Here is a 19,218-nt window from a genome sequence, read left to right as displayed (position 1 = left end):
GGTGCGCCTTCCGCCATGTTACGCATGGGCATACGCTGCTGATCTACCTTTCAGATGTGGCCAAACCATGAAACTCATCACCCAATCAGGCTCCGTCCGCTGGGCGCTCGCGAGCCTTTCGCTATCGATGTTGATGCCCTCACTCGACACCAGTATCGCCAATGCGGGGTTGCCGACATTGGCCGAGGCATTCGATGCGTCTTTTCAACAAGTGCAGTGGATCGTTCTGGCGTATCTGCTGGCGATCACCACGCTGATTGTCAGCGTTGGACGACTCGGTGACCTCGTCGGCCGTCGACGTTTGCTGCTGGCGGGTATCGGCATTTTCACCCTGTCATCGCTGGCGTGTGGTGTCGCGCCGTCGCTTGGGTGGCTGGTCGGTGCCCGGGCAGTGCAAGGGCTGGGGGCGGCGATCATGTTGGCGCTGACCGTTGCGTTTGTCGGGGAGACGGTGCCGAAAGCCCAGACCGGCAGCGCCATGGGGCTGCTTGGCACGATGTCGGCGGTCGGCACCACGCTGGGGCCGTCACTGGGTGGGTTACTGATTTCCGGTTTCGGTTGGCAGGCGATTTTTCTGATCAACGTGCCGCTGGGTGTTCTGAATATCTGGCTCGCATATCGCTATTTGCCGACGGATGCACTGCGGGAGAAAGCAGGGCGGACGGGTTTCGATAAGGCAGGCACGTTGCTGCTGGCGTTGACGCTCGCGGCGTATGCGCTCGCCATGACGATCGGGCAGGGTGATTTTGGGCCGGTCAACATCGCGCTGCTGCTGACGGCTGTTGTCGGTGCCGGGATTTTCATATTTGTTGAGGCCAGGGTTGCCTCGCCATTGATTAAATTGGCGCTGTTCCGCGAGCCAGGATTGAGCGCCAGCCTGGCCATGAGCACGCTCGTTTCGACGGTGATGATGGCGACGTTGGTGGTCGGGCCGTTTTATCTCTCGGGTGCGCTTGGGCTCGGCACGGCACTTGTCGGTTTCGCCTTGTCGGTGGGGCCGTTGGTGGCGGCGCTGACCGGTATACCGGCCGGTCGCCTGGTGGATCGTTTTGGCACTCGGCGCATGACCCTTCTCGGGCTTGTGGCAATGGCGCTCGGCACGGGGGCTTTATCGATGATGCCGGCGGGTTTCGGCATCCTCGGTTACCTCACGCCCATCGCGGTGATCACTGCCAGCTATGCGTTATTTCAGGCGGCCAACAACACCGCGATCATGACCGACATCCGTGCGGACCAGCGCGGCGTGATTGCCGGCATGCTCAGCCTGTCGCGCAATCTCGGACTGATCACCGGAGCCTCGGTCATGGGCGCGGTGTTCGCCTTTGCGTCGGCGACGGCAGACATCACCACGGCATCTCCCGCCGCCATCGCCAACGGTATGCAGGTAACGTTTGCCGTCGCCATGCTGTTGATCGTCCTGGCCCTTGCTGTCGCGTTGACGCTGCGAGTTTCACACTGCTGCACTGCATGCAGTAATGAACTGCAGTGAGGTCGTATTGTTCACGTTAAATCGAATGCCGATACTTCCCCCACATGGCGCAGATGGGCTGCGCTGAAGTGAAGGAGTCAGGCAATGGTTTCTGTCGTTCGTATCGCCCACACCGGCGCACCTGAGGTGATGACCATCGAGCAGGTGACGGCGCGTGAGCCGGGGCCGGGTGAAGTCTGGCTGGAGCAGGAGGCGATTGGCGTCAACTTCCTCGATGTGAGTCAGCGCAAGGGCGCCGTACCGCTGCCATTGCCGTCGGGGCTGGGCCTTGAAGGGGCGGGCCGGGTTGCCGCCATCGGCGCGGGAGTGAACAACGTCAAGGTGGGTGATCGGGTGGCCTACGCAACAGGGCCTATCGGCGCTTACGCCAGTGCGCGATTGTTTCCGGCCGAGCGGCTGGTGCCGATTCCGGACGCATTGACGGCTGAAGAGGCGGCCGCGGTGTTGTTCAAAGGCATTACCGCGCAATACCTGCTGAAGACGACATATCCGGTCGGCCCCGGCACCATTCTGGTGCTGTATGGCGTAGCGGGCGGCCTCGGGCAGATCATGGCGACGTGGGCCAAACACCTGGGGGCTTTTGTCATCGGCATTGTGTCCCGGGCCGAGAGTGTCGAGACAGCCAAGGCGCTGGGCTGCGATGCGGTGCTGGTATTCAATGCCCAGACACTGGCTGCGGACGTCGCGCAGATCACCCACGGCAAGAAAGCCGATGTGGTCTACGATCCCATCGGGCGGGTGTCGTTCGAAGCGTCGCTCGACTGCTTGCGACCGCGTGGGTTGATGGTGTCTTTCGGGGCATCCTCCGGAGCGCCGACAGCGGTCGAAGTGGGCACGCTCAATGCCAAGGGCTCGTTGTTCCTGACCCGTCCTTCACTCGCCGCGCACACCACGGATATCGCCGAATACCGGCAACGGGCCGAGGATGTACTGGCCGCGGTCGAGGCGGGCATAATCAAGCCCGGCATCTGGGGCCGCTATGCATTGGCCGATGTGGCCAAGGCCCATGCCGATCTGGAAGGCGGCCAATCTCGCGGAACGATCGTCCTCAAACCCTGATCATCTGTTACCTGAAAAAAAGAGTGTTTTGTGAACCCACTGGACAGCCGCCACATCGATGAAATAGCAGCGCTTCTTGCGGTCGCCTCGGCGCATTCGTTCGTGGCCGCCGGACGTCTGCTGCAACGCCATCCGACGGTGATTTCAAAGCGCCTGGCGGCCATGGAAAAGCGCCTGGGCGTGCGGTTGATGGAGCGTACGACGCGTCAAGTGCGGTTGACCGATGCCGGCAACCGTCTCGTCGAACGTCTGCGCTCCGCCACGGGGTTGATCATCGAGGCTGAACAGGAAGCGTCACTGGGCGCGGCGCAGGTTCGTGGCGTCTTGCGCCTGGCTTTTCCTGCGGCGATGGGGCGCCTGTGGTTGGCGTCGATGCTGCCGGAATTTCTGGCGGCTCATCCGCTGGTCTCCGTCGAGGTGGATTACAGCGATCGCGTGGTCGACATCATTGGTGAAGGATTCGATGCGGCGATTCGTATCGGTGAACTGAACGACAACCGCCTCGTCGCGAAGAAGCTCAGCGATCATCGCCGCATTCTCTGCGCTTCACCGAGTTACATAGAACAGCATGGTTTACCGGCCAGCCCGAAAGAACTGACCGAGCACAACTGCCTGGGCTTCACCGGCCTCGCGGCGTTTCCTGAATGGCGTTTGTCGAAGGGTGATCGGCAGGAGAGGGTCATCACCAAGGGCACCTTGACCTCGAACGACGGCGAAGCGTTGCTCGCCGCGGCCAAGGCTGGCGTCGGTATTTTGGGCGCTGGCGAGTGGCTGATGAGCCGGGAAATCGCCAACGACCAGATGGTTCGCGTTCTGCCGGAGTGGGATCTGGATGCTCAGGGCGGGATTTATCTGGTGCGAGCGTCAGCAGCTTTCACGCCGGCGACGCTCATGGCATTCAAGGAATGGCTGGAGGGCAGATTTGCGCAAGGGCCACCTTGGGTCAACCCTGCAAATACACCAAGCGCCACTCCCACTTAAACGCGACTCTTCAGTCATGCCTACCTTTGTGGCGAGCGAGCTTGCTCGCGCTGGGCTGCGTTGCGGCCCCAAAATCTGACAACAATTACCGATTTTGGTGAGTGCTACGCACTCAAGCGCGAGCAAGCTCGCTCGCCACAGGTTTCTCACTGACTCAAGAAGGTATTTTGCGGCATCCCCAACAGGCCAGTCAGGGTGTTGATAATCGCTTGCTGTCGGGCACGGTCTGTCTGGTGCACGGCTTCTGCGGCGGCGACATCGGCGTTGCAGTGAGGGCAGGTCACTTCGTGCGCATGGATGTACTGCAAGCAACCGCGACACAGCGCCAGTTGCGGTGGAATACGTCCTTCGTCCGGCGATTTCTGGCCCTGGTTTGCCCAGGCCAGTTTGATCACCTGGCCGCTGTCGCTGACGCTGCTGACCGTCTCGCCGGTGTCGATGCGTTCGGTGATCAGGTCAAAACGTCCGACGGCGAAGGAGGTCTTCGCCGCGTCCTCGAGTTTGACGATGCGCTCGCGCAGCCCACGTTTTTGCAGGTCCAGCGCGCGGTAATGGCAGTAGGGGTTGTTGCCGGGTTTACCGAGCAGGGAGTGCGACGTCCAGGTGCAGCCGCCACGGCAGACGTCGTTGTAGTAACAGCTTCGGCAATAACCCCACAGGTCGTCGACACCGCGCAGGCGGCCAAAGTGCATGCCTTCGCTGTAGTGCCAGATATCGTGCAGGCTCATGTTGCGAACGTTGCCGCCCGAAAACCCCACGGTTGCCAATGACGGGCAACCCTTGACGGTGCCGTCGGCTTCCAGCGCCAGCACAGTCTGGCCGGCAGCGCAGCCACTCCAATGCACGCGCTCGTCGCCGAAACCACGCCACATGTGTTCATAAGGCCCGTAGTAACCAATGTTGTTGCCCACGTTCATCAGCAGACCGCGGTCGACGCCTTCGCGATACAGACGCGCCAGCAACGGCATCACTTCCAGCAGCTGATACGGCTGCAATAACAGCTCCGGGTGATCGACGGCATTGCCCATCGCGACCGTCAGCTGGATCTGCCAGTGAGTGGCGCCGAGGCCGATGATCAGGTCCATCAACTCGGGCAAGTCGGGCAACGTGGCTGCGCCGATTTGGGTGTTGACGCTCACCGCAAGCCCGGACTGTTTGGCCCGCCGCAGGGTATCAACCGCTTTGTCGAAGGAGCCCGGAACATTGCGTACCGCGTCATGCAGCGGGGCCAATCCATCCAGTGAAACCCCCACGCCATTGAGCCCGGCATCCACCGCTGCCTGCATTTTCGCCGGTGTCAGGTTGCGTCCACCGGTTTGTATGGCGCAGTACATGCCGTGATCGTGGATGGCCTGGATCAGCTGCGTCCAGTCCTTGCGCAAATAGGCTTCACCACCGATCAGGGTGATCTCGCGAGTGCCGAGGGCGGCCAGGGAATCGATGACGTCCAGGCATTCCCGGGTGTTCAGTTCATCGGGTCGTCTGTGGCCGGCGCGTGAGCCGCAATGCAGACATTTGAGATCGCAGGCCAGGGTGATTTCCCAGACCACATGCACGGGCACGTAGCGTTTGAGGTCGGTTTCACTGAGGTAGCGGGCAGGGCGAGTGTCTGACATGGGAAATCCTTGCGCACAACGCGTGCGCGGCACGAATCCATCGAAGTGTTCGCGCCTTCCTTGGGGCAGTGGCGCGACCGGATTTACCTTTTGTTGTTGAAGTGAGCCGGACCAGTCAGTTAAGCGCGGAACCCTGTGGGAGCGGCGGTGCGACGATTCGACTTGCCCGCGAAGACGGCGTCACAGTCAATGTTGATGTTGCCTGACACACCGCTTTCGCGAGCAAGCTCGCTCCCACATGGATTGTGCTTGCCTGACTGGCATTACCGGGTGCGGGTTAGCGAGCCTCCAGCCGGGCGATTTCAACGTTCAACTGGTCCAGTGCGTTGCGCAGCGCACCGCTGTGAGCCAGTTGCTGTTCACCCTGGCTGACCACGGCCTTCAGTTGCGCCAAGTCACCGCTGGTTTGCGCTTGCTGTACCGCGACGGCGTAGAGCGGCACCGCATGGTGCGGATGCTCTGGGCGCACAATAACGGGAGCCTGGCTGACCGCTGCGTGTTTCACGTAATGCCATTGGCCCTGATTCTCGTACTTGTAGTCGGCATAACCGCTCGCCCAATCGCCGCCTAAAATGCCCTTCAAACCGAAGGTCTGGGCAATCTGGCTGAGAGGGCCGCTCGGGCTGCCGGCCAGGGTGAGGATGATGTGGTTCTCCGCCGTCGGCACCAGTTTGGCCTCGGAGTACTCACCCCATACACGGGCACGGAAGTTGAGGGGTGGGTAGGTGCTTTGGAAAATACTCGCAATCCCGCTGACTTTTTTCTTTGCGGTATCCACCAGCAAATCGAGGGTTAAAACCGGTGCGCCCAGCAGGTGACTGCTGATGTTGAGGCGGGTATGAAAAAGTCCGATTGACATGGTGCTACTCCCTTATTTGTGTTCAAGACAAGTCGGGCATGTTTCGTGGTCGAGTCAGCGGCGTTCCTGCCGGCTGATTTCTTCCTTGGCCGTTTCAAGCGCCGTCTGCAGTTGGGGTTGCTGATCCAGTTGCTGCTGGGCCAGGCGCGACAGGTTTTTCATCTGGGCCAGGTCACCACTGGCCATTGCACTTTGAATCGGTGCGGCGTACAGCGGCATGATTGGCGGATACGATGACTCCGGCGGAATCACCGGGCTGGGTTCCAACGGCAGTGGGGAAACGTGGGACGGCACAGCCTCAATGAGGTGGGCGGGAGCATTGTTGACCTCGACCCACTGCTGACCATTCAAGTACGAGTAGTTGGCGACCCCTTCTTTCCAGTCGGTGCCCACCACCAGTCGCAACTTGAAATTCACGATGGAATTGGAGCCCGAGCCGCCGTGATTGCCTTGGGCGGTGATCAGGATTTTGCTGACGCCGGGTGACATGACCGTCAGGTAGGTGTATTCGCCCCAGACATCGGAATGCACATCCAGCGGCGGGTTGGTCGCCTGAGTGATTGCAGCGGTGCCGATTACAGTCTCATCAGGGGTAAAGACCAGGAGATTGAGTGCCAGACTTTGTGCACCCGGCATCGAAGTACCAATTCGGTAGCCGAGCGGGAACAAACCGACAAGTTGCTGATTAGAACCAGACATGGTTATTGCCTCCATTGCAATAAGGGGAGCGGAAATAGCTGTTAGTGCTTTTCCAGGCGTGCGACTTCCTTGGCCAGCTGCTCGTAAGCGTTACTTAGCTCTTTGTTTTCTGGTGTGGATGCATCGCGTTGTTTCAATAGCGTCTTCATTTGCGGCAGGTCGCCTGCCTTGATCGCGCTTTGTATGGCCACCCCATAGGGGGGCATGCTATGGCGAGTTGAACTGCTCATAACGATTCCTTCCGTGGTGTTTTGCGGGCACTGCCGTGATCAGCAGTTTTTGCAGTTAAGCAGGCGCGGATAAATATGCAATGGGCAATGGAAGAGTAATTTTTTTATATTATTTTATTAATCGCGATGGGTTAGAAGGCGTGTGTTCAATATTAAGATTGGCGATGAAGGCAACACTGTTCAGTTACTTCTTCATAAGCTTCAAGTTCCTTATCGCCATTATTCGTATTTGAAAAATCAAGCCAGGTAACCGGCGGGGAGGGCTGTGGCCGTTAAGCATGCGGAACCTGTGCGGGCTTGCTCGCGAAGACGGCGGCACAGTCAATAGTGGCGTCGCCTGATACACCGCTTTCGCGAGCAAGCCCGCTCCTACATGGATCGCTTAACTGACTGGCATTAGCGTTCAGCCCTCCCGCTGTTCATGGCTATGGCAATCAGCTCCCAGCCTGTTTGTTCAACGCTTCTTCAACCGCTGCAATTTCTGCCTGACGCTTGATGATCATGTCGCCTACGGGTGGGCCCTGGAAGCGCCGGGCTTCAAAGGCGAACCAGACAATCGCCGTCAGAATCAGAAAACCGAGCGTGATGTACAGCGCCCAATCGTTCGGTGGCTGGATGCCGATGACAAAGATCAGCACCATCGAAAGGATGGAGAGGATGGCGAACAATGAGTAAAACCCGCGCCCCATGTTCCACGGCCCCATGGTCGGCCACTTCGCAGTCCCGTAGGTAAACAGGCCCAGCACGATGGGAATGATGAAAGAGAAGAACAGGAAGATCACCGTGCAGGAGACCACGATCGTGTAAACCGGCGTTTCGCCGATCGATACCAGGGACGATCCCCACACGAACAACACCGCGAGCGTGGCACCGGTCCAGATCGCTGGCACGGGGCTGCGATGGGTCGGTGAGACTGAGGCCAATGCTTTGGAGAAGGGCAGGCCGCCGTCACGGGAAAACGCGAAGATCATGCGCGAAACCGAGGTCACGGTCGCCAGCCCGCAGAGAACCTGCGAGATGAAAATGGCCAGGTAAAGCGCCATCTTGATCGCCGGGTTCACCTGAGTGTCCATCGCCCAGAAGAACACATTCCAACCCTGCTTCGCCGCTTCGTCCATGCTTGGCAGCATCAGTACAAACGAGCAGAGCATCACCCAGCCGAACAGCAGCGACCAGGCCACCGAGCTGACCATCCCGACCGGTACCGACACGGATGCCTGATGGGTTTCTTCGGAGGTATGCGCCGAGGCGTCATAGCCGGTGATGGTGTAGATCGGCAAGAGCAGGCCGAGCATGAAAATCCAGCTGTTCGACACCTGTGGCCAGACGTTGCCGCCAGCCTCGCCGGAATAGTTGCTGAAGGTCACCAGTCGGGCGAACTCATAGCTGGGTGCGGCGATCAGGCAGACGATGGTCAGCGCGAGCGCCGTGGCGAAGATCAGGTAGCCCGAGAAGTCGGTGAGTTTTGCGGTCAGGCCGATGCCGAAGTGGTTACACAAGGCCTGGAGGCCGGTCAGGATCGCCAGGAAAGTAATCCGTGTGGTGATGGTGTCTTCCATTCCCAGGGCCGGACCGAAGGCACCGAAAAAGAAGTAATAGGTACCGACGTTGATCGCGCCGAGCACCGTGATCAACCCCAACAGGTTGAACCAGGCCGTCAGCCAGCCGGTGAAGCGGTTGCCGAGAATCGAGCCCCAGTGATAAAGGCCGCCAGCGGTGGGGAAGGCCGAGGAAATCTGTGCCATGGCCATGGCGAAAACCCCGGAGATCAGGCAGCCCAGTGGCCAGCCGATACCGATGGCTGCACCGCCTGCACCCGAGGTGCCCTGTGCCAGCGAGTTGATGCCACCCGAGAGGATGCAAATGATCGAAAAGGAAATGGCAAAGTTGGAGAAAACGCCCATGCGTCGCGAAAGCTGCTGGGCATAGCCCATGCTGTGCAACACCTTGATGTCGTCGTCTTGTGGCGCGGTGGCGCCAGGTTGGCTTACTGGACTCATAACGTGTGCTCTTGTTCAGGTTTTGATCCACATCCATCCGCGTGGTGCGTGCCGAATGGGTTCGTCTTCAACCCCCTGTCGTACTGCTCCTGCCTCTAACGGTTGAAATCCATCCAGGTCGCGTGCTCACACGTTGGCCATGGACAGACGATTGCTCTAGAGACGGCCGTGGAACGCCGCGTCGAAAATTTCTGCCGCGCCAGTTCGTGTCAACGGCAACGGGTTGCCGCCGGCGCAGGGGTCGACAATCGCCATGTCCGCGATCAAATCGGCCTGCTTGTCATCCACCCCCAGTTCAAACAGCGTATGCGGCACGCCGATGTCTTTGCGCAGCTTGAGGACGAAGGCCAGAAAGCTGTCGAAGCCCGGGGAGGGCAGGCGCAAATAAGCCGCCAGGCGGGTGATGCGTTCCTCGATGGCCGGGCGGTTGAACTTGAGCACATAGGGCATGAACGTGGCATTGGTCATGCCGTGGTGGGTGTCGTACAGAGCGCCCACTGGATGGGCGAGTGCGTGCATGCCACCCAGGCCTTTCTGGAAAGCGGTAGCGCCCATCGCCGCAGCCGCCAGCATTTGCGCACGCGCGTCGAGATCGGAGGGAGTATGTACGGCGCGTACCAGCGCATTGGCCACCAGGCGCATGCCTTCCACCGCAATGCCTTCGGCCATCGGATGAAAGCCGGGAGCGCAGTACGATTCCAGGCAATGGGCAAACGCATCCATGCCGGTGCCAGCGGTGACTTTTGCCGGCATGCCGACGGTGAGGGCCGGGTCGCTGATGACCACCCGCGGCATCATTTTCGGGTGAAAGATGATGCGTTTGGTGTGCGTACGCTCGTCGATGATCACCGCCGCACGGCCCACCTCGGAACCGGTGCCGGCGGTGGTCGGCACCGCAATGACCGGGGCGATGCTGCTTTCGTCGGCGCGTGTCCAGTAGTCGCCGATGTCTTCAAAATCCCAAACCGGTCGGGTCTGGCCACTCATGAACGCGATGAGCTTGCCCATGTCCAGGCCACTGCCACCGCCGAAGGCGACCACGCCATCGTGTTTGCCGGCGCGCCAGGCGTCGAGTCCTCCTGCCAGATTGGCTTCGATCGGATTCGGCTTGAGGTCGCAAAACAGCGCTACACCAAGGCCGGCAGCGCGCAAGGATTCCAGCGCCGCGGTGGTGATCGGGGCACGCGCCAGGCCGCTGTCGGTGACCAGCAACGGTCGCTGGATCCCTTGGCTGCGGCAGACCTCGGCCAGTTCGGCGATGCGGCCAACGCCGAAGCGGATGCTCGTGGGGTAGTTCCAGTTCGCGGTCAGGCTCATGGCTCAGATCTCGTGGCGCAGATGGAAGGATTTCGCGCGGGTCAGGTGTTCATAGCCAAGGCGCGACAGCGTGACGCCGCGCCCGCTGTTTTTCACCCCGGTCCAGGCCAGGGCCGGGTCCAGATAATCGCAGCGGTTCATGAACACGGTGCCGGTGGCGATCTCGTCGCCGATGCGTTCGGCGGCGGCGAGATCCTGGGTCCAGATAGAAGCGCTGAGCCCGAACTCGCTGTCGTTCATCAAGGCGATGGCTTCGTCGTCGCTGGCCACCGGCATGATGCCGACCACCGGGCCAAAACTTTCCTCGCGCATCACCGACATTTGATGGGTGACGTCCACCAGTACCTGCGGCGCGAGGTAGGCGCTGCCCGGCACGTCGGCGGGAAAGTCCTGTGGAACGATCAATGCCCTGGCCCCTTGTGCCAGCGCATCGGCGATCTGCCCGCGAACGAATTCAGCGGCGCTCGGTGTGATCAGGGGGCCGAGGGTGGTGGCTTCGTCCAGCGGGTTGCCGAGTACGTATTGGCGGGTCAAGGCGACGAAGCGCTCGACAAAGGCCGGGTAAATTTTTTCATCGACATAGATACGCTCGACGGCGCAGCAGCTTTGCCCGGAGTTGAAGAAGCTGCCGTCCACCAGGTTTTCCACCGCATGCTCAAGATTGGCGTCTGCCCGGACGTAGGCCGGATCTTTGCCGCCAAGTTCCAGGCCCACGCCGAGGAAGCTTCCAGTGGCGGCGCTTTCCATGGCTTTGCCGGCGTCAACCGAGCCGGTGAAGTTCATCTGCTGCACGCGTCCTGAAGCGATGACCGCGGCAGTCTGCTGATGATCGAGCAGCACGTTGTGGAACAGGCCTTCGGGCAGATGGGCGCGGCGAAAGGCCTCGGCGAAACGCTCGCCCACCAGCAGCGTTTGTGTGGCGTGTTTGAGGATCACGCTGTTGCCGGCCATCAGCGCCGGGATGATCGTATTCACCGCCGTCAGATAGGGGTAATTCCACGGTGCGACGACCAGCACCGTACCCAACGGCTCGCGTTTGATACAGCGCCGAAAACCGGCGACAGGCGCAGGTTCAATCGCTGCCAACGCTTCAGGTGCAATGGCGATCATGTGCCGCGCACGTTCTTCGAAACCGCGAAGCTCGCCGGCACCGAAGCGTATCGGGCGGCCCATCTGCCAGGCCAGCTCTGGCACGATCTCGGCCTTCATCGCCAGCATCGCGTCCACGGCGGCGCTGCAAAACGCGGCGCGTTCGCTCAGTGGTCGGCGCTGCCATTGCGCCTGGGCGGCTGCGGCCGCCGTCAGAGCCTGGTCGAGCTGCGCCGCATCGGCACGGCGGCGTTCGGCGTAGACCCGGCCATCGACCGGGGAGATGAGTTGAACGATCTCAGTCATGGCGTGCTCAATAGCGCTCGAAGCCGCGCTGCAGTTCCCAGTCGGTGATGCGCCGGTCGTACTCTTTCTGTTCCCACTCGGCGGTGTGCACGTAGTGGTCGATCACTTCATCACCGAACGCCTCGCGCAACATGCTCGAGGCCTTGAGCGCGGCGCAGGCTTCGCGCAGGGTTTTCGACACCTCAGGCAAGTGCTCGTCGACGTAGGCATCGCCTTCGAAGGGCGGCGCCAGGTTGAGTTTCTCGTCGATACCGGCCAGGCCCGCAGCGATCAAGGCGGCGAAGGCCAGATAGGGGTTGAGGTCGGCACCGCCGATGCGGCATTCGATACGGATGGCCTTGCTGCCTTCCGCGCACAAGCGAAAGCCTGCGGTGCGATTGTCCCGACTCCATACGGCCCGCGTCGGCGCGAAGGTGCCGGCCTGAAAGCGCTTGTACGAATTGATATAGGGCGCAAGAAAACAGGTGATGTCGTTGGCGTATTTGAGCTGCCCGGCCACCCAGGAACGCATCAGCTTCGACATGCCGAACTCGGCCTTGGGATCAAAGAACAGCGGCTTCTTGGCATTCTTGTCCCATAGCGAGTTGTGCACATGACTGCTGGAACCGGCGGCGTCATAGCGCCACTTGGCCATGAACGTGATCGCCTTGCCTTGCAGTTGCGCGATCTCTTTGCAGGCGTGTTTGATGATCACATGGTGATCGGCCATGGTCAGCGCGTCGGCATAACGGATGTTGATCTCTTCCTGCCCCGGCCCCCATTCACCCTTGGAGTTTTCCACCGGAATGCCGGAGGCCTGCAGATGCTTGCGAATCGCCCGCAGTACCGGCTCCTCGCGGGTGGTCTGGAGGATGTTGTAATCCTCGATGTAGTGGCCGGCGGTCTTCGGCTTGTGGTAGTTGCGCTCGTGGATCGCCTCATAGCTCTCGTCGAACAGATAGAACTCCAGCTCCGAGGCGAACATGCCGGTATAGCCACGTTCGCGCAGGCGCTCGACCTGCTTTTTCAGAATCGCCCGCGGGCTGTGCGGCAGGTCGCGCCGGTGGTGATGATCGAGCACGTCGCAGAGCACCAGCGCTGTGCATTCCAGCCAGGGCACGCGACGCAAGGTGGCCATGTCGGGTTTCAGTACAAAGTCGCCATAGCCTTTGCTCCAGCTGGCAGCGGCGTAACCCGGCACCGGTTCCATGTCGATGTCGTCAGCCAGCAGGTAATTGCAGCAGTGGGTTTCTTCATGGCCGCTGTCGATGAAAAACTCGACCTGGAATCGCTTGCCAACCAGTCGTCCTTGCATGTCGACCATGCAAACCAACACGGTATCGATTTCGCCAGAGGCAGCGGCGCGCTTGAGTGCATCAAAGCTGAGGAGGGGCTCGGTCATCACGTCAATCCTGCGTGAAAGGTTTGGGCCTGTCTGAAGTAGCTGTTGCTGACGCTCTCCAGAAAAAACCAAACCCTGCAGAATCGAGCATCGTGAGCAATGAGCTGCTGAAAGCTTAGCCTACTGTTGCCATGCGCAAGTTTCGGCCTGATGTGAACGGCGGTTATCTGGCGTGAGCCATGGCCCGGGTTGCGTTGCCGGGCCATGGTTAACAGCGCTCGCCTGGGTTAATTCCCGCCCACCACCATATGACTGAACGGCGCCACATAGGCCTGCAACGTCACCAGCCCGCCGACCAGAATCGCCAGCACAACGGAGTGGAAAAACACGTAGCGCAGGATTTCCCCTTCATGGCCGTACCAGCGGGTGGCGGTGGACGCGACCACGATCGACTGGGCGTCGACCATCTTGCCCATGACCCCGCCGGAACTGTTGGCCGCCGCCATCAAGACCGGGCTCAGGCCCAACTGCTCGGCCGTTACCCGTTGCAAGCCGCCGAACAGTACGTTGGAAGCCGTGTCCGAGCCGGTCAGGGCAACACCCAGCCAGCCGAGCAACGTGCCGAACATGGGGTAGAAAATGCCCGTTGCGGCGAAGGCCAGCCCCATCGTGGCGTCCAGGCCCGAGTAGCGGGTCAGGAAGCCCAGGGCAAGCATGGCCACAATTGTAATGAGCGAGTAGCGCACCACCCACAGCGTTCGCAAATAATGGTGCAGCAGCTGCGGGATGGAATAGCCCATCAGCAGCCCGCCAAGGATTGCCGCCAGCAAGATGCCGCTGCCGGTGCTGGTGAACCAGTTGAACTTGTAGACCGCGTCCTCGGTTTTAGCCACGGGCACCACGGGCGGGACCTTTTCGATCTGTTGGTGAATGGTGGTGAAGGTCAAGGTCGGGGCAAAGATCGGGTTCGCCTCGCGCATTGGCTTACCCTGAGGATCGAGCTTGGCGGAGCTTGTTTGCGGATCTATCGCCGGGCGGGTATCGAACAGGTTTTTGAAGCTTTGGGTGCCCCAGGCAAAGACGAAAACCGTGAGGATGATCCACGGCAACCATGCCCGCATCACGGCAGGTTTTGCATCGCTGGCAAAGGTCGCGCTGGGCTTCTCGTCCGGGTCAGGCTCTACTCTGGAGTCGTCGGCCCGGCCTGACAACGCGGCGGAGGTATACACAGTGACCGGCTTCCAGACCTTCAGGAAACCGGTCAGGCAGGCCATGGAAATCAGCGCGGCGATTACATCCACCAGCATCGGCCCGTGGTAGTTGGACACAAGAAATTGCGGTATGGCGAAGCTGACCCCGGCGACCAGGATCGCCGGCCAGATTTCCAGCATCTTGCGCCAGCCGGCGAAGGCCCAGATCAGCCAGAATGGGACGATCACCGAGAAAAATGGCAGTTGCCGGCCGACCATCATCGACAGCTCCATTTCATCCAGCCCGGTCACTTTGGCCAGGGTGATGATGGGCGTGCCCAGGGCGCCGAATGCCACGGGTGCAGTATTGGCGATCAATGCCAGGCCAGACGCGGCCAGGGGCGAAAAGCCCAGCCCGATCAGAATGGCCCCGGTCACCGCCACGGGGGTGCCGAAACCGGCGGCTCCTTCGAAGAAAGCGCCGAAGCAGAAGGCAATCAGCAGCAGTTGCAGACGTCGATCGTCAGTGATGCGCGCCAGGGAGTCTTGCAGCACTTTGAACGAGCCGTTCTCGGTGGTCAGCCGGTGCAGGAAGATGATGTTGAGCACGATCCAGCCAATCGGCAGCAGACCGTTGGCGGCGCCGTAAAGCGCGGCCGAGCCTGCCATGTTCGCCGGCATGCCGAAGGCAAAAATCGCAATCAACAAGGCCGAGCCCAGGGCCAACAACGCCGCCAGATGCGCCTTGATGTGGAAAAACGCCAGGGAGGCCAGCATCACCACCACCGGCACCGCCGCCATGATGGTTGATAGCATGGGATTATCGAAAGGGTCGTAGATTTGCTGCCAGACCATGTTCCACCTCTGCTTTTTATTGTTGGTAGCGCAGCCCCCCGTGGGGGAAGGTGGTTTGGAGTATAGGTGGCATTACGCTGCTGTCCTGGCGGGGCCAGCCGTTCAGGTTTCGAGGCCGACCCCGAGGCGTGCGCTCCTTTCGACCATCGCCACGATTGTTGCGAAAAGTTCCTCCTGTGCCTGCACTGGCGTGATCTCGCCAGCCGCGGCGGCATGGGACAGCGCCTCGGCTGCACCGAGCATCGCCCGAAGACTCGCTGGCGCGATTTCACCCGTTCCGGCAAAGGGGAGAAGGGCGTTGCGGCACTTGTCCATGAAGATCGCTTCGTACTCGCGCTTGATCTTTTCCAGCTCGGGCGAGCTGGTCAACGCCGCGATCACGCCGGGTATCTCGCGGCCCTGGAGAAGAACGCAATCAACATATGAAGACGCGATGACCATTGCCTTGCTCGCCAGCGTCGGTTCACTGGTTTGAAGCGCGGCGTCCATGAGCGCGGTCTGACGCGCGTCGAACTCCTGATATAGCGCCGCCAGCAACCCGGGACGGGTGGTGAAATGATCGTAAACCACCGGTTTGGTCACCCCCGCCTGTTCGGCGAGCCGGCCCAGGGTCAACGCTTCCGTGCCTTCCTCTCGAACCAGCTGCCAGGCGACATCCAGCAACTGGCGCTGGCGCTCTTCCCGTGACATCCGGCGACGTGGTTGCGGGCTGGAATCCTGCTCAGGTGTTTCGCTGCTTGACATGCTTATGTACCAAAAGTAGCTTACTGATCGTAACTTACCAAGAGTATATAAGGCTCGTCTCTAGCCCTCAATCACTCATTCCGTAGCAGGAGTTTTCGACATGCACGCACTCATTGTTGTCGCTCACCATGATCTACAGTCGCTCACCCATAGCCTCGCCAGGCAGATCGGCGAAGGTGTCTGCGCAGCTGATTCCGATAACTCTTTCGAGATCGCGGACCTTTGGGCGCAAGGATTCGATCCGAGGTTCGGCGCGGCCGATCTCGCCGTCCATCATCGGGAAGCACCGCCCCCCGCCGATGTGGCCGCCGAGCAGGCGAGAATCGATGGCGCCGATGCGCTGGTGCTGGTGTATCCGGTTTATTGGTGGTCGATGCCGGCGCTGCTCAAAGGCTGGATCGATCGGGTGTTCGCCAATGGCTGGGCATTCGATTTCAGTGCGGATGCCAAGTTGGAGAAGAAGCTTCGCCATCTGCAGGTTCATCTTGTGGGCGTTGGTGGCGCCGACGCGGGAACCTATGCACGCCATGGTTATGCCGATGCCATGAAAACGCAGATCGACCATGGGATCTTCGATTATTGCGGTGCCAGCGTTGTGACGTCCGAGCTGCTGCTCGACTCGGAAATCCAGGAGCCGACGGTTCACCTGGAGGCTGCGTGGGTGATCGGTCGTGATCTTTTCGGTGCATCCAGATGCAGCGACGCGGCCCGGGATGTTCATCTTTGCCAACCGGCCAGCGCCAATGCTTTTTGACAGACAAAAAAAGAGCCTCAAAGCTCTTTGATGGGGAGGAAGTAGAGCCAGAGGCTCAAGATGCGCATGAAACAAGTGGTGAGCTTATTGGGGTTCAGTTCACTCACCACCTACGCAACGGCTTTAAACCTCCAACCGCTACGTACCAATATCGTAAGAAGCCGGTGGCTGGCACTCAAGTACCATTAGTCTAATCCCCCCGGCCAACCGGCCTGGCGCAGCGCTTTGAGCAAGGTGTTGGCATCCAGGCCCGGCACCGTATGGCCGTTGCCTTCGGTGGTGTTCGAGGCCAACAGGGCGTTGATGATGGCTTCTTCTACGGCTTCGGTGGCGGCCAGGAACAGCTCGCTGATGTGGTCGTTGTTGACCATCCTCAGGTGGTCGCAGGTGGGGGCGCCTTTGCCTTCATAAGCTGCTGGCGGCACGTGCTGATTGCCGGTGGCGAAGGCCACGAAAATGTCGCCGCTGTGGTCTTCATTGCCGCCACCGGTGCGAGCCAGGCCGAGGCTGGCACGTTGCGCGAGGCGCGTGCATTGGTGTGGCAAAAGAGGCGCGTCGGTGGCCAGGCAGACGACGATGGAGCCCATGCCCGGATGGGGCAGGGAGGCTTTGAGGAAGGGCGAGTCGACCTGCTCCATGTAACGCCCCACGGGGTAACCGTCGACACGTAATTCGTGACTAATGCCGTGGTTGGCCTGGACGATTGCGCCGACGGTCCAGCCTCCTTGAGCACCATTCAGCCGTCGCGAGGCGGTGCCGATCCCACCCTTGAATTCGTGACAGATCATCCCGCTGCCACCGCCCACTGCGCCTTCGATGACCGGGCCGCCGACGGCTGCGTGCAGAGCTTCGGCCACATGTTCAGGACGTACATGAAAACCGTTGATGTCGTTGAGCAAGCCGTCGAACGTTTCCAGCACCACGGGCATGTTCCAGTAAAGACGCCCGTTGTCGGGTTGGTCCTGACGATCCAAAACGATCAGCGCGTCGCGCACGATGCCCAGGCTATGGGTGTTGGTGAAGGCAATCGGGCTGGTCAGCAGGCCGGCCTCGCGAATCCACTCAAGCCCCGTGGCATCGCCGTTACCGTTGAGCACATGGACGCCGGCGAAGCATGGCTGTTGATTGGCGGAACCGTCACGCGGCTCGATCAGCGTGACACCGGTATGGATGTCGCGGCCGCTGGCGGTTCGTCCTCGCACATTGCTGTGGCCGACCCGTACGCCGGGCACATCGGTGATGGCGTTGAGGGGGCCGGGTTGCAGTTGGCCGAACTGAATGTTCAGGTCGCGGGCACGTGGTTTCATGGTGGTTCTCATGTTCGATTGGTCTGAAAAAAAGAGGCTTATTGGTTAATGCAGGTAAGTTAAGGAATTTGAGCGACGTAGAACCTGTGGGAGCGTGGCTTGCCCGCGAAGAATGCACCGCGGTTTTTCAGGTACTACGCGTCATCGTTCTTCGCGGGCAAGCCCGCTCCCACATGGATTGCGTAGGATCACTGACCGTTCTTCACGGCGCTCCAGACGCGAGTGCGGACGCGCTCGGTCGCCTTGGGCAGAGGTTCAAGGGTGAACAGCTTGGCCAAGACCTCGGCCGGCGGGTAAATGGCAGGGTTGTTGCGAGTCGCCTCGGCCACCAGGCGGGTCGCGTTGCGGTTGCCGTTGGGGTAAGACAGATGGTCGGAGACCGGAGCGATGACTTCGGGGCGCATCAAGTAGTCGATGAACGCCAGGCCTTGCTGCGGATGCGGCGCGTCCTTGAGCAGCACCAAAGTGTCGAACCACACCGGCGCCCCTTCCTTCGGCAGGCTGTAGGCGATCTTCACACCATTGCCTGCTTGTTCGGCGTTGGTCTTGGCTTCCAGCATCGCGCCGGACCAACCCACCGCCACGCAGATGTTGCCGTTGGCCAGGTCGCTGATGAATTTTGAAGAATTGAAGTAGGCAATGTGCGGGCGCAGCTTGAGCAGTAGCGCCTGGACTTTCTTGTAGTCCTCGGGGTTGGTGCTGTTGGGCGGCAGGCCCAGGTAATGCAGCGCGACCGGCAGCATCTCCGAAGGCGAGTCGAGCATCGCCACGCCGCACTCGCCGAGCTTGGCCAGGTTCGCTTCGTTGAACACCAGCTCCCAGGAGTCCACCGACGCCTTGTCGCCCAAGGCGGCGCGGACTTTGTCGACGTTGTAGCCGATGCCGTTGGTGCCCCATAGATACGGCACAGCGTACTGGTTACCCGGATCGTTGTTGGCCAGTTTCGCCAGCAGCGCGGTATCCATGTTTTTGTAGTCAGGCATTTGCGCGCGAGGCAGGGGGGCAAGCGCCCCGGCCTTGATCAGTGTCGGCAGGCTGAAGTTGCTGGCCACCACCACGTCGTAACCGCTGCGGCTGGTCAGCAGTTTGCCTTCCAGGACTTCGGCGCTGTCGAAGGTGTCGTAAACCGGCTGGATCCCGGTGTCGCGCTTGAAATCCTGCAAGGTGTCGGGGCCGATGTAGTCGTACCAGTTGTAGACGTTCACGGTGGGGGCGTCAGCGGCGACCGCCGAGAGTGAAGCGCACAAACAGGCGCCCAGTCCCAGGTTGATATGCGAGCGATGACAACTCATGATGCGGCACTCCTGGCCTGCTGCAGGCCGGTGATGATCAGGTGCTTGCAGCGTATCGGCAGGCGGGGGACTCACCCATTCCCATCATGGGTTACTCGAAAGGGGTAGGG

16 protein-coding genes are annotated in these 19,218 nt (G+C 60.7%); 4 read left to right on the top strand and 12 right to left on the bottom strand.

Annotated elements, in window-relative coordinates; translation table 11 throughout:
• The first annotated feature begins 67 nt into the window (after window positions 1–67).
• From AB7M26_RS23700 to AB7M26_RS23690, 3 genes are all read left to right on the top strand, one after another.
• Window positions 68–1,489 (top strand): MFS transporter, encoded by a 1,422-nt coding sequence (locus AB7M26_RS23700; RefSeq protein WP_123494092.1) that lies wholly within the window; start codon window positions 68–70, stop codon window positions 1,487–1,489.
• An 84-nt stretch (window positions 1,490–1,573) separates the two neighbouring features.
• Window positions 1,574–2,548: a quinone oxidoreductase family protein gene (locus AB7M26_RS23695; protein ID WP_123494094.1), complete on the top strand. Its 975-nt coding sequence runs from the start codon at window positions 1,574–1,576 to the stop codon at window positions 2,546–2,548.
• A gap of 30 nt (window positions 2,549–2,578) precedes the next feature.
• Window positions 2,579–3,529, top strand: coding sequence for a LysR family transcriptional regulator (locus AB7M26_RS23690; protein WP_123494096.1), 951 nt, complete (start codon window positions 2,579–2,581; stop codon window positions 3,527–3,529).
• A gap of 146 nt (window positions 3,530–3,675) precedes the next feature.
• Here AB7M26_RS23690 and AB7M26_RS23685 read toward each other — a convergent pair whose 3' ends face one another.
• From AB7M26_RS23685 to AB7M26_RS23640, 10 genes are all read right to left on the bottom strand, one after another.
• Complete coding sequence (locus tag AB7M26_RS23685; RefSeq protein WP_123494098.1) at window positions 3,676–5,145, bottom strand: GDL motif peptide-associated radical SAM/SPASM maturase; 1,470 nt, start codon at window positions 5,143–5,145, stop codon at window positions 3,676–3,678.
• 277 nt (window positions 5,146–5,422) lie between these two features.
• Entirely contained in the window at window positions 5,423–6,004 is a 582-nt protein-coding gene (locus AB7M26_RS23680) for a DUF1842 domain-containing protein (RefSeq protein ID WP_123494100.1), read from the bottom strand.
• Between the two features lie 54 nt (window positions 6,005–6,058).
• Window positions 6,059–6,703, bottom strand: coding sequence for a DUF1842 domain-containing protein (locus AB7M26_RS23675; RefSeq protein WP_123494102.1), 645 nt, complete (start codon window positions 6,701–6,703; stop codon window positions 6,059–6,061).
• A 41-nt stretch (window positions 6,704–6,744) separates the two neighbouring features.
• Entirely contained in the window at window positions 6,745–6,933 is a 189-nt protein-coding gene (locus AB7M26_RS23670; RefSeq protein WP_123494104.1) for a DUF1843 domain-containing protein, read from the bottom strand.
• A 434-nt stretch (window positions 6,934–7,367) separates the two neighbouring features.
• A complete protein-coding gene (locus AB7M26_RS23665) occupies window positions 7,368–8,933 on the bottom strand; it encodes an amino acid permease (RefSeq protein ID WP_123494106.1) in 1,566 nt (521 codons plus the stop codon).
• A 156-nt stretch (window positions 8,934–9,089) separates the two neighbouring features.
• Entirely contained in the window at window positions 9,090–10,250 is a 1,161-nt protein-coding gene (locus tag AB7M26_RS23660; protein ID WP_123494108.1) for an iron-containing alcohol dehydrogenase, read from the bottom strand.
• A 3-nt stretch (window positions 10,251–10,253) separates the two neighbouring features.
• Window positions 10,254–11,645 (bottom strand): aldehyde dehydrogenase family protein, encoded by a 1,392-nt coding sequence (locus tag AB7M26_RS23655; protein WP_123494110.1) that lies wholly within the window; start codon window positions 11,643–11,645, stop codon window positions 10,254–10,256.
• 7 nt (window positions 11,646–11,652) lie between these two features.
• Window positions 11,653–13,026 carry a glutamine synthetase family protein gene (locus AB7M26_RS23650; protein ID WP_123494113.1) on the bottom strand — a complete coding sequence of 458 codons (1,374 nt, stop codon included), beginning with the start codon at window positions 13,024–13,026 and terminating at the stop codon, window positions 11,653–11,655.
• 227 nt (window positions 13,027–13,253) lie between these two features.
• On the bottom strand, window positions 13,254–15,011 hold the full coding sequence (locus AB7M26_RS23645) for an L-lactate permease (protein ID WP_123494115.1): 1,758 nt from the start codon (window positions 15,009–15,011) through the stop codon (window positions 13,254–13,256).
• A 102-nt stretch (window positions 15,012–15,113) separates the two neighbouring features.
• Window positions 15,114–15,755: a TetR/AcrR family transcriptional regulator gene (locus AB7M26_RS23640; protein WP_429386428.1), complete on the bottom strand. Its 642-nt coding sequence runs from the start codon at window positions 15,753–15,755 to the stop codon at window positions 15,114–15,116.
• A gap of 100 nt (window positions 15,756–15,855) precedes the next feature.
• On the opposite strand from AB7M26_RS23640, the gene AB7M26_RS23635 reads away from it, so the two are divergent.
• Window positions 15,856–16,509, top strand: coding sequence for an NAD(P)H-dependent oxidoreductase (locus tag AB7M26_RS23635; RefSeq protein ID WP_123494118.1), 654 nt, complete (start codon window positions 15,856–15,858; stop codon window positions 16,507–16,509).
• 185 nt (window positions 16,510–16,694) lie between these two features.
• On the opposite strand, the gene AB7M26_RS23630 is transcribed toward AB7M26_RS23635, so the two are convergent.
• Window positions 16,695–17,816 carry a DmpA family aminopeptidase gene (locus tag AB7M26_RS23630; RefSeq protein WP_429386425.1) on the bottom strand — a complete coding sequence of 374 codons (1,122 nt, stop codon included), beginning with the start codon at window positions 17,814–17,816 and terminating at the stop codon, window positions 16,695–16,697.
• 188 nt (window positions 17,817–18,004) lie between these two features.
• Window positions 18,005–19,108, bottom strand: a complete 1,104-nt coding sequence (locus AB7M26_RS23625) for a polyamine ABC transporter substrate-binding protein (protein ID WP_429386422.1) — start codon at window positions 19,106–19,108, stop codon at window positions 18,005–18,007.
• Window positions 19,109–19,218 lie beyond the last annotated feature (110 nt).

Source organism: Pseudomonas sp. F-14 TE3482 (assembly GCF_053629455.1).
This window is presented reverse-complemented; position numbering and strand designations above follow the sequence as displayed.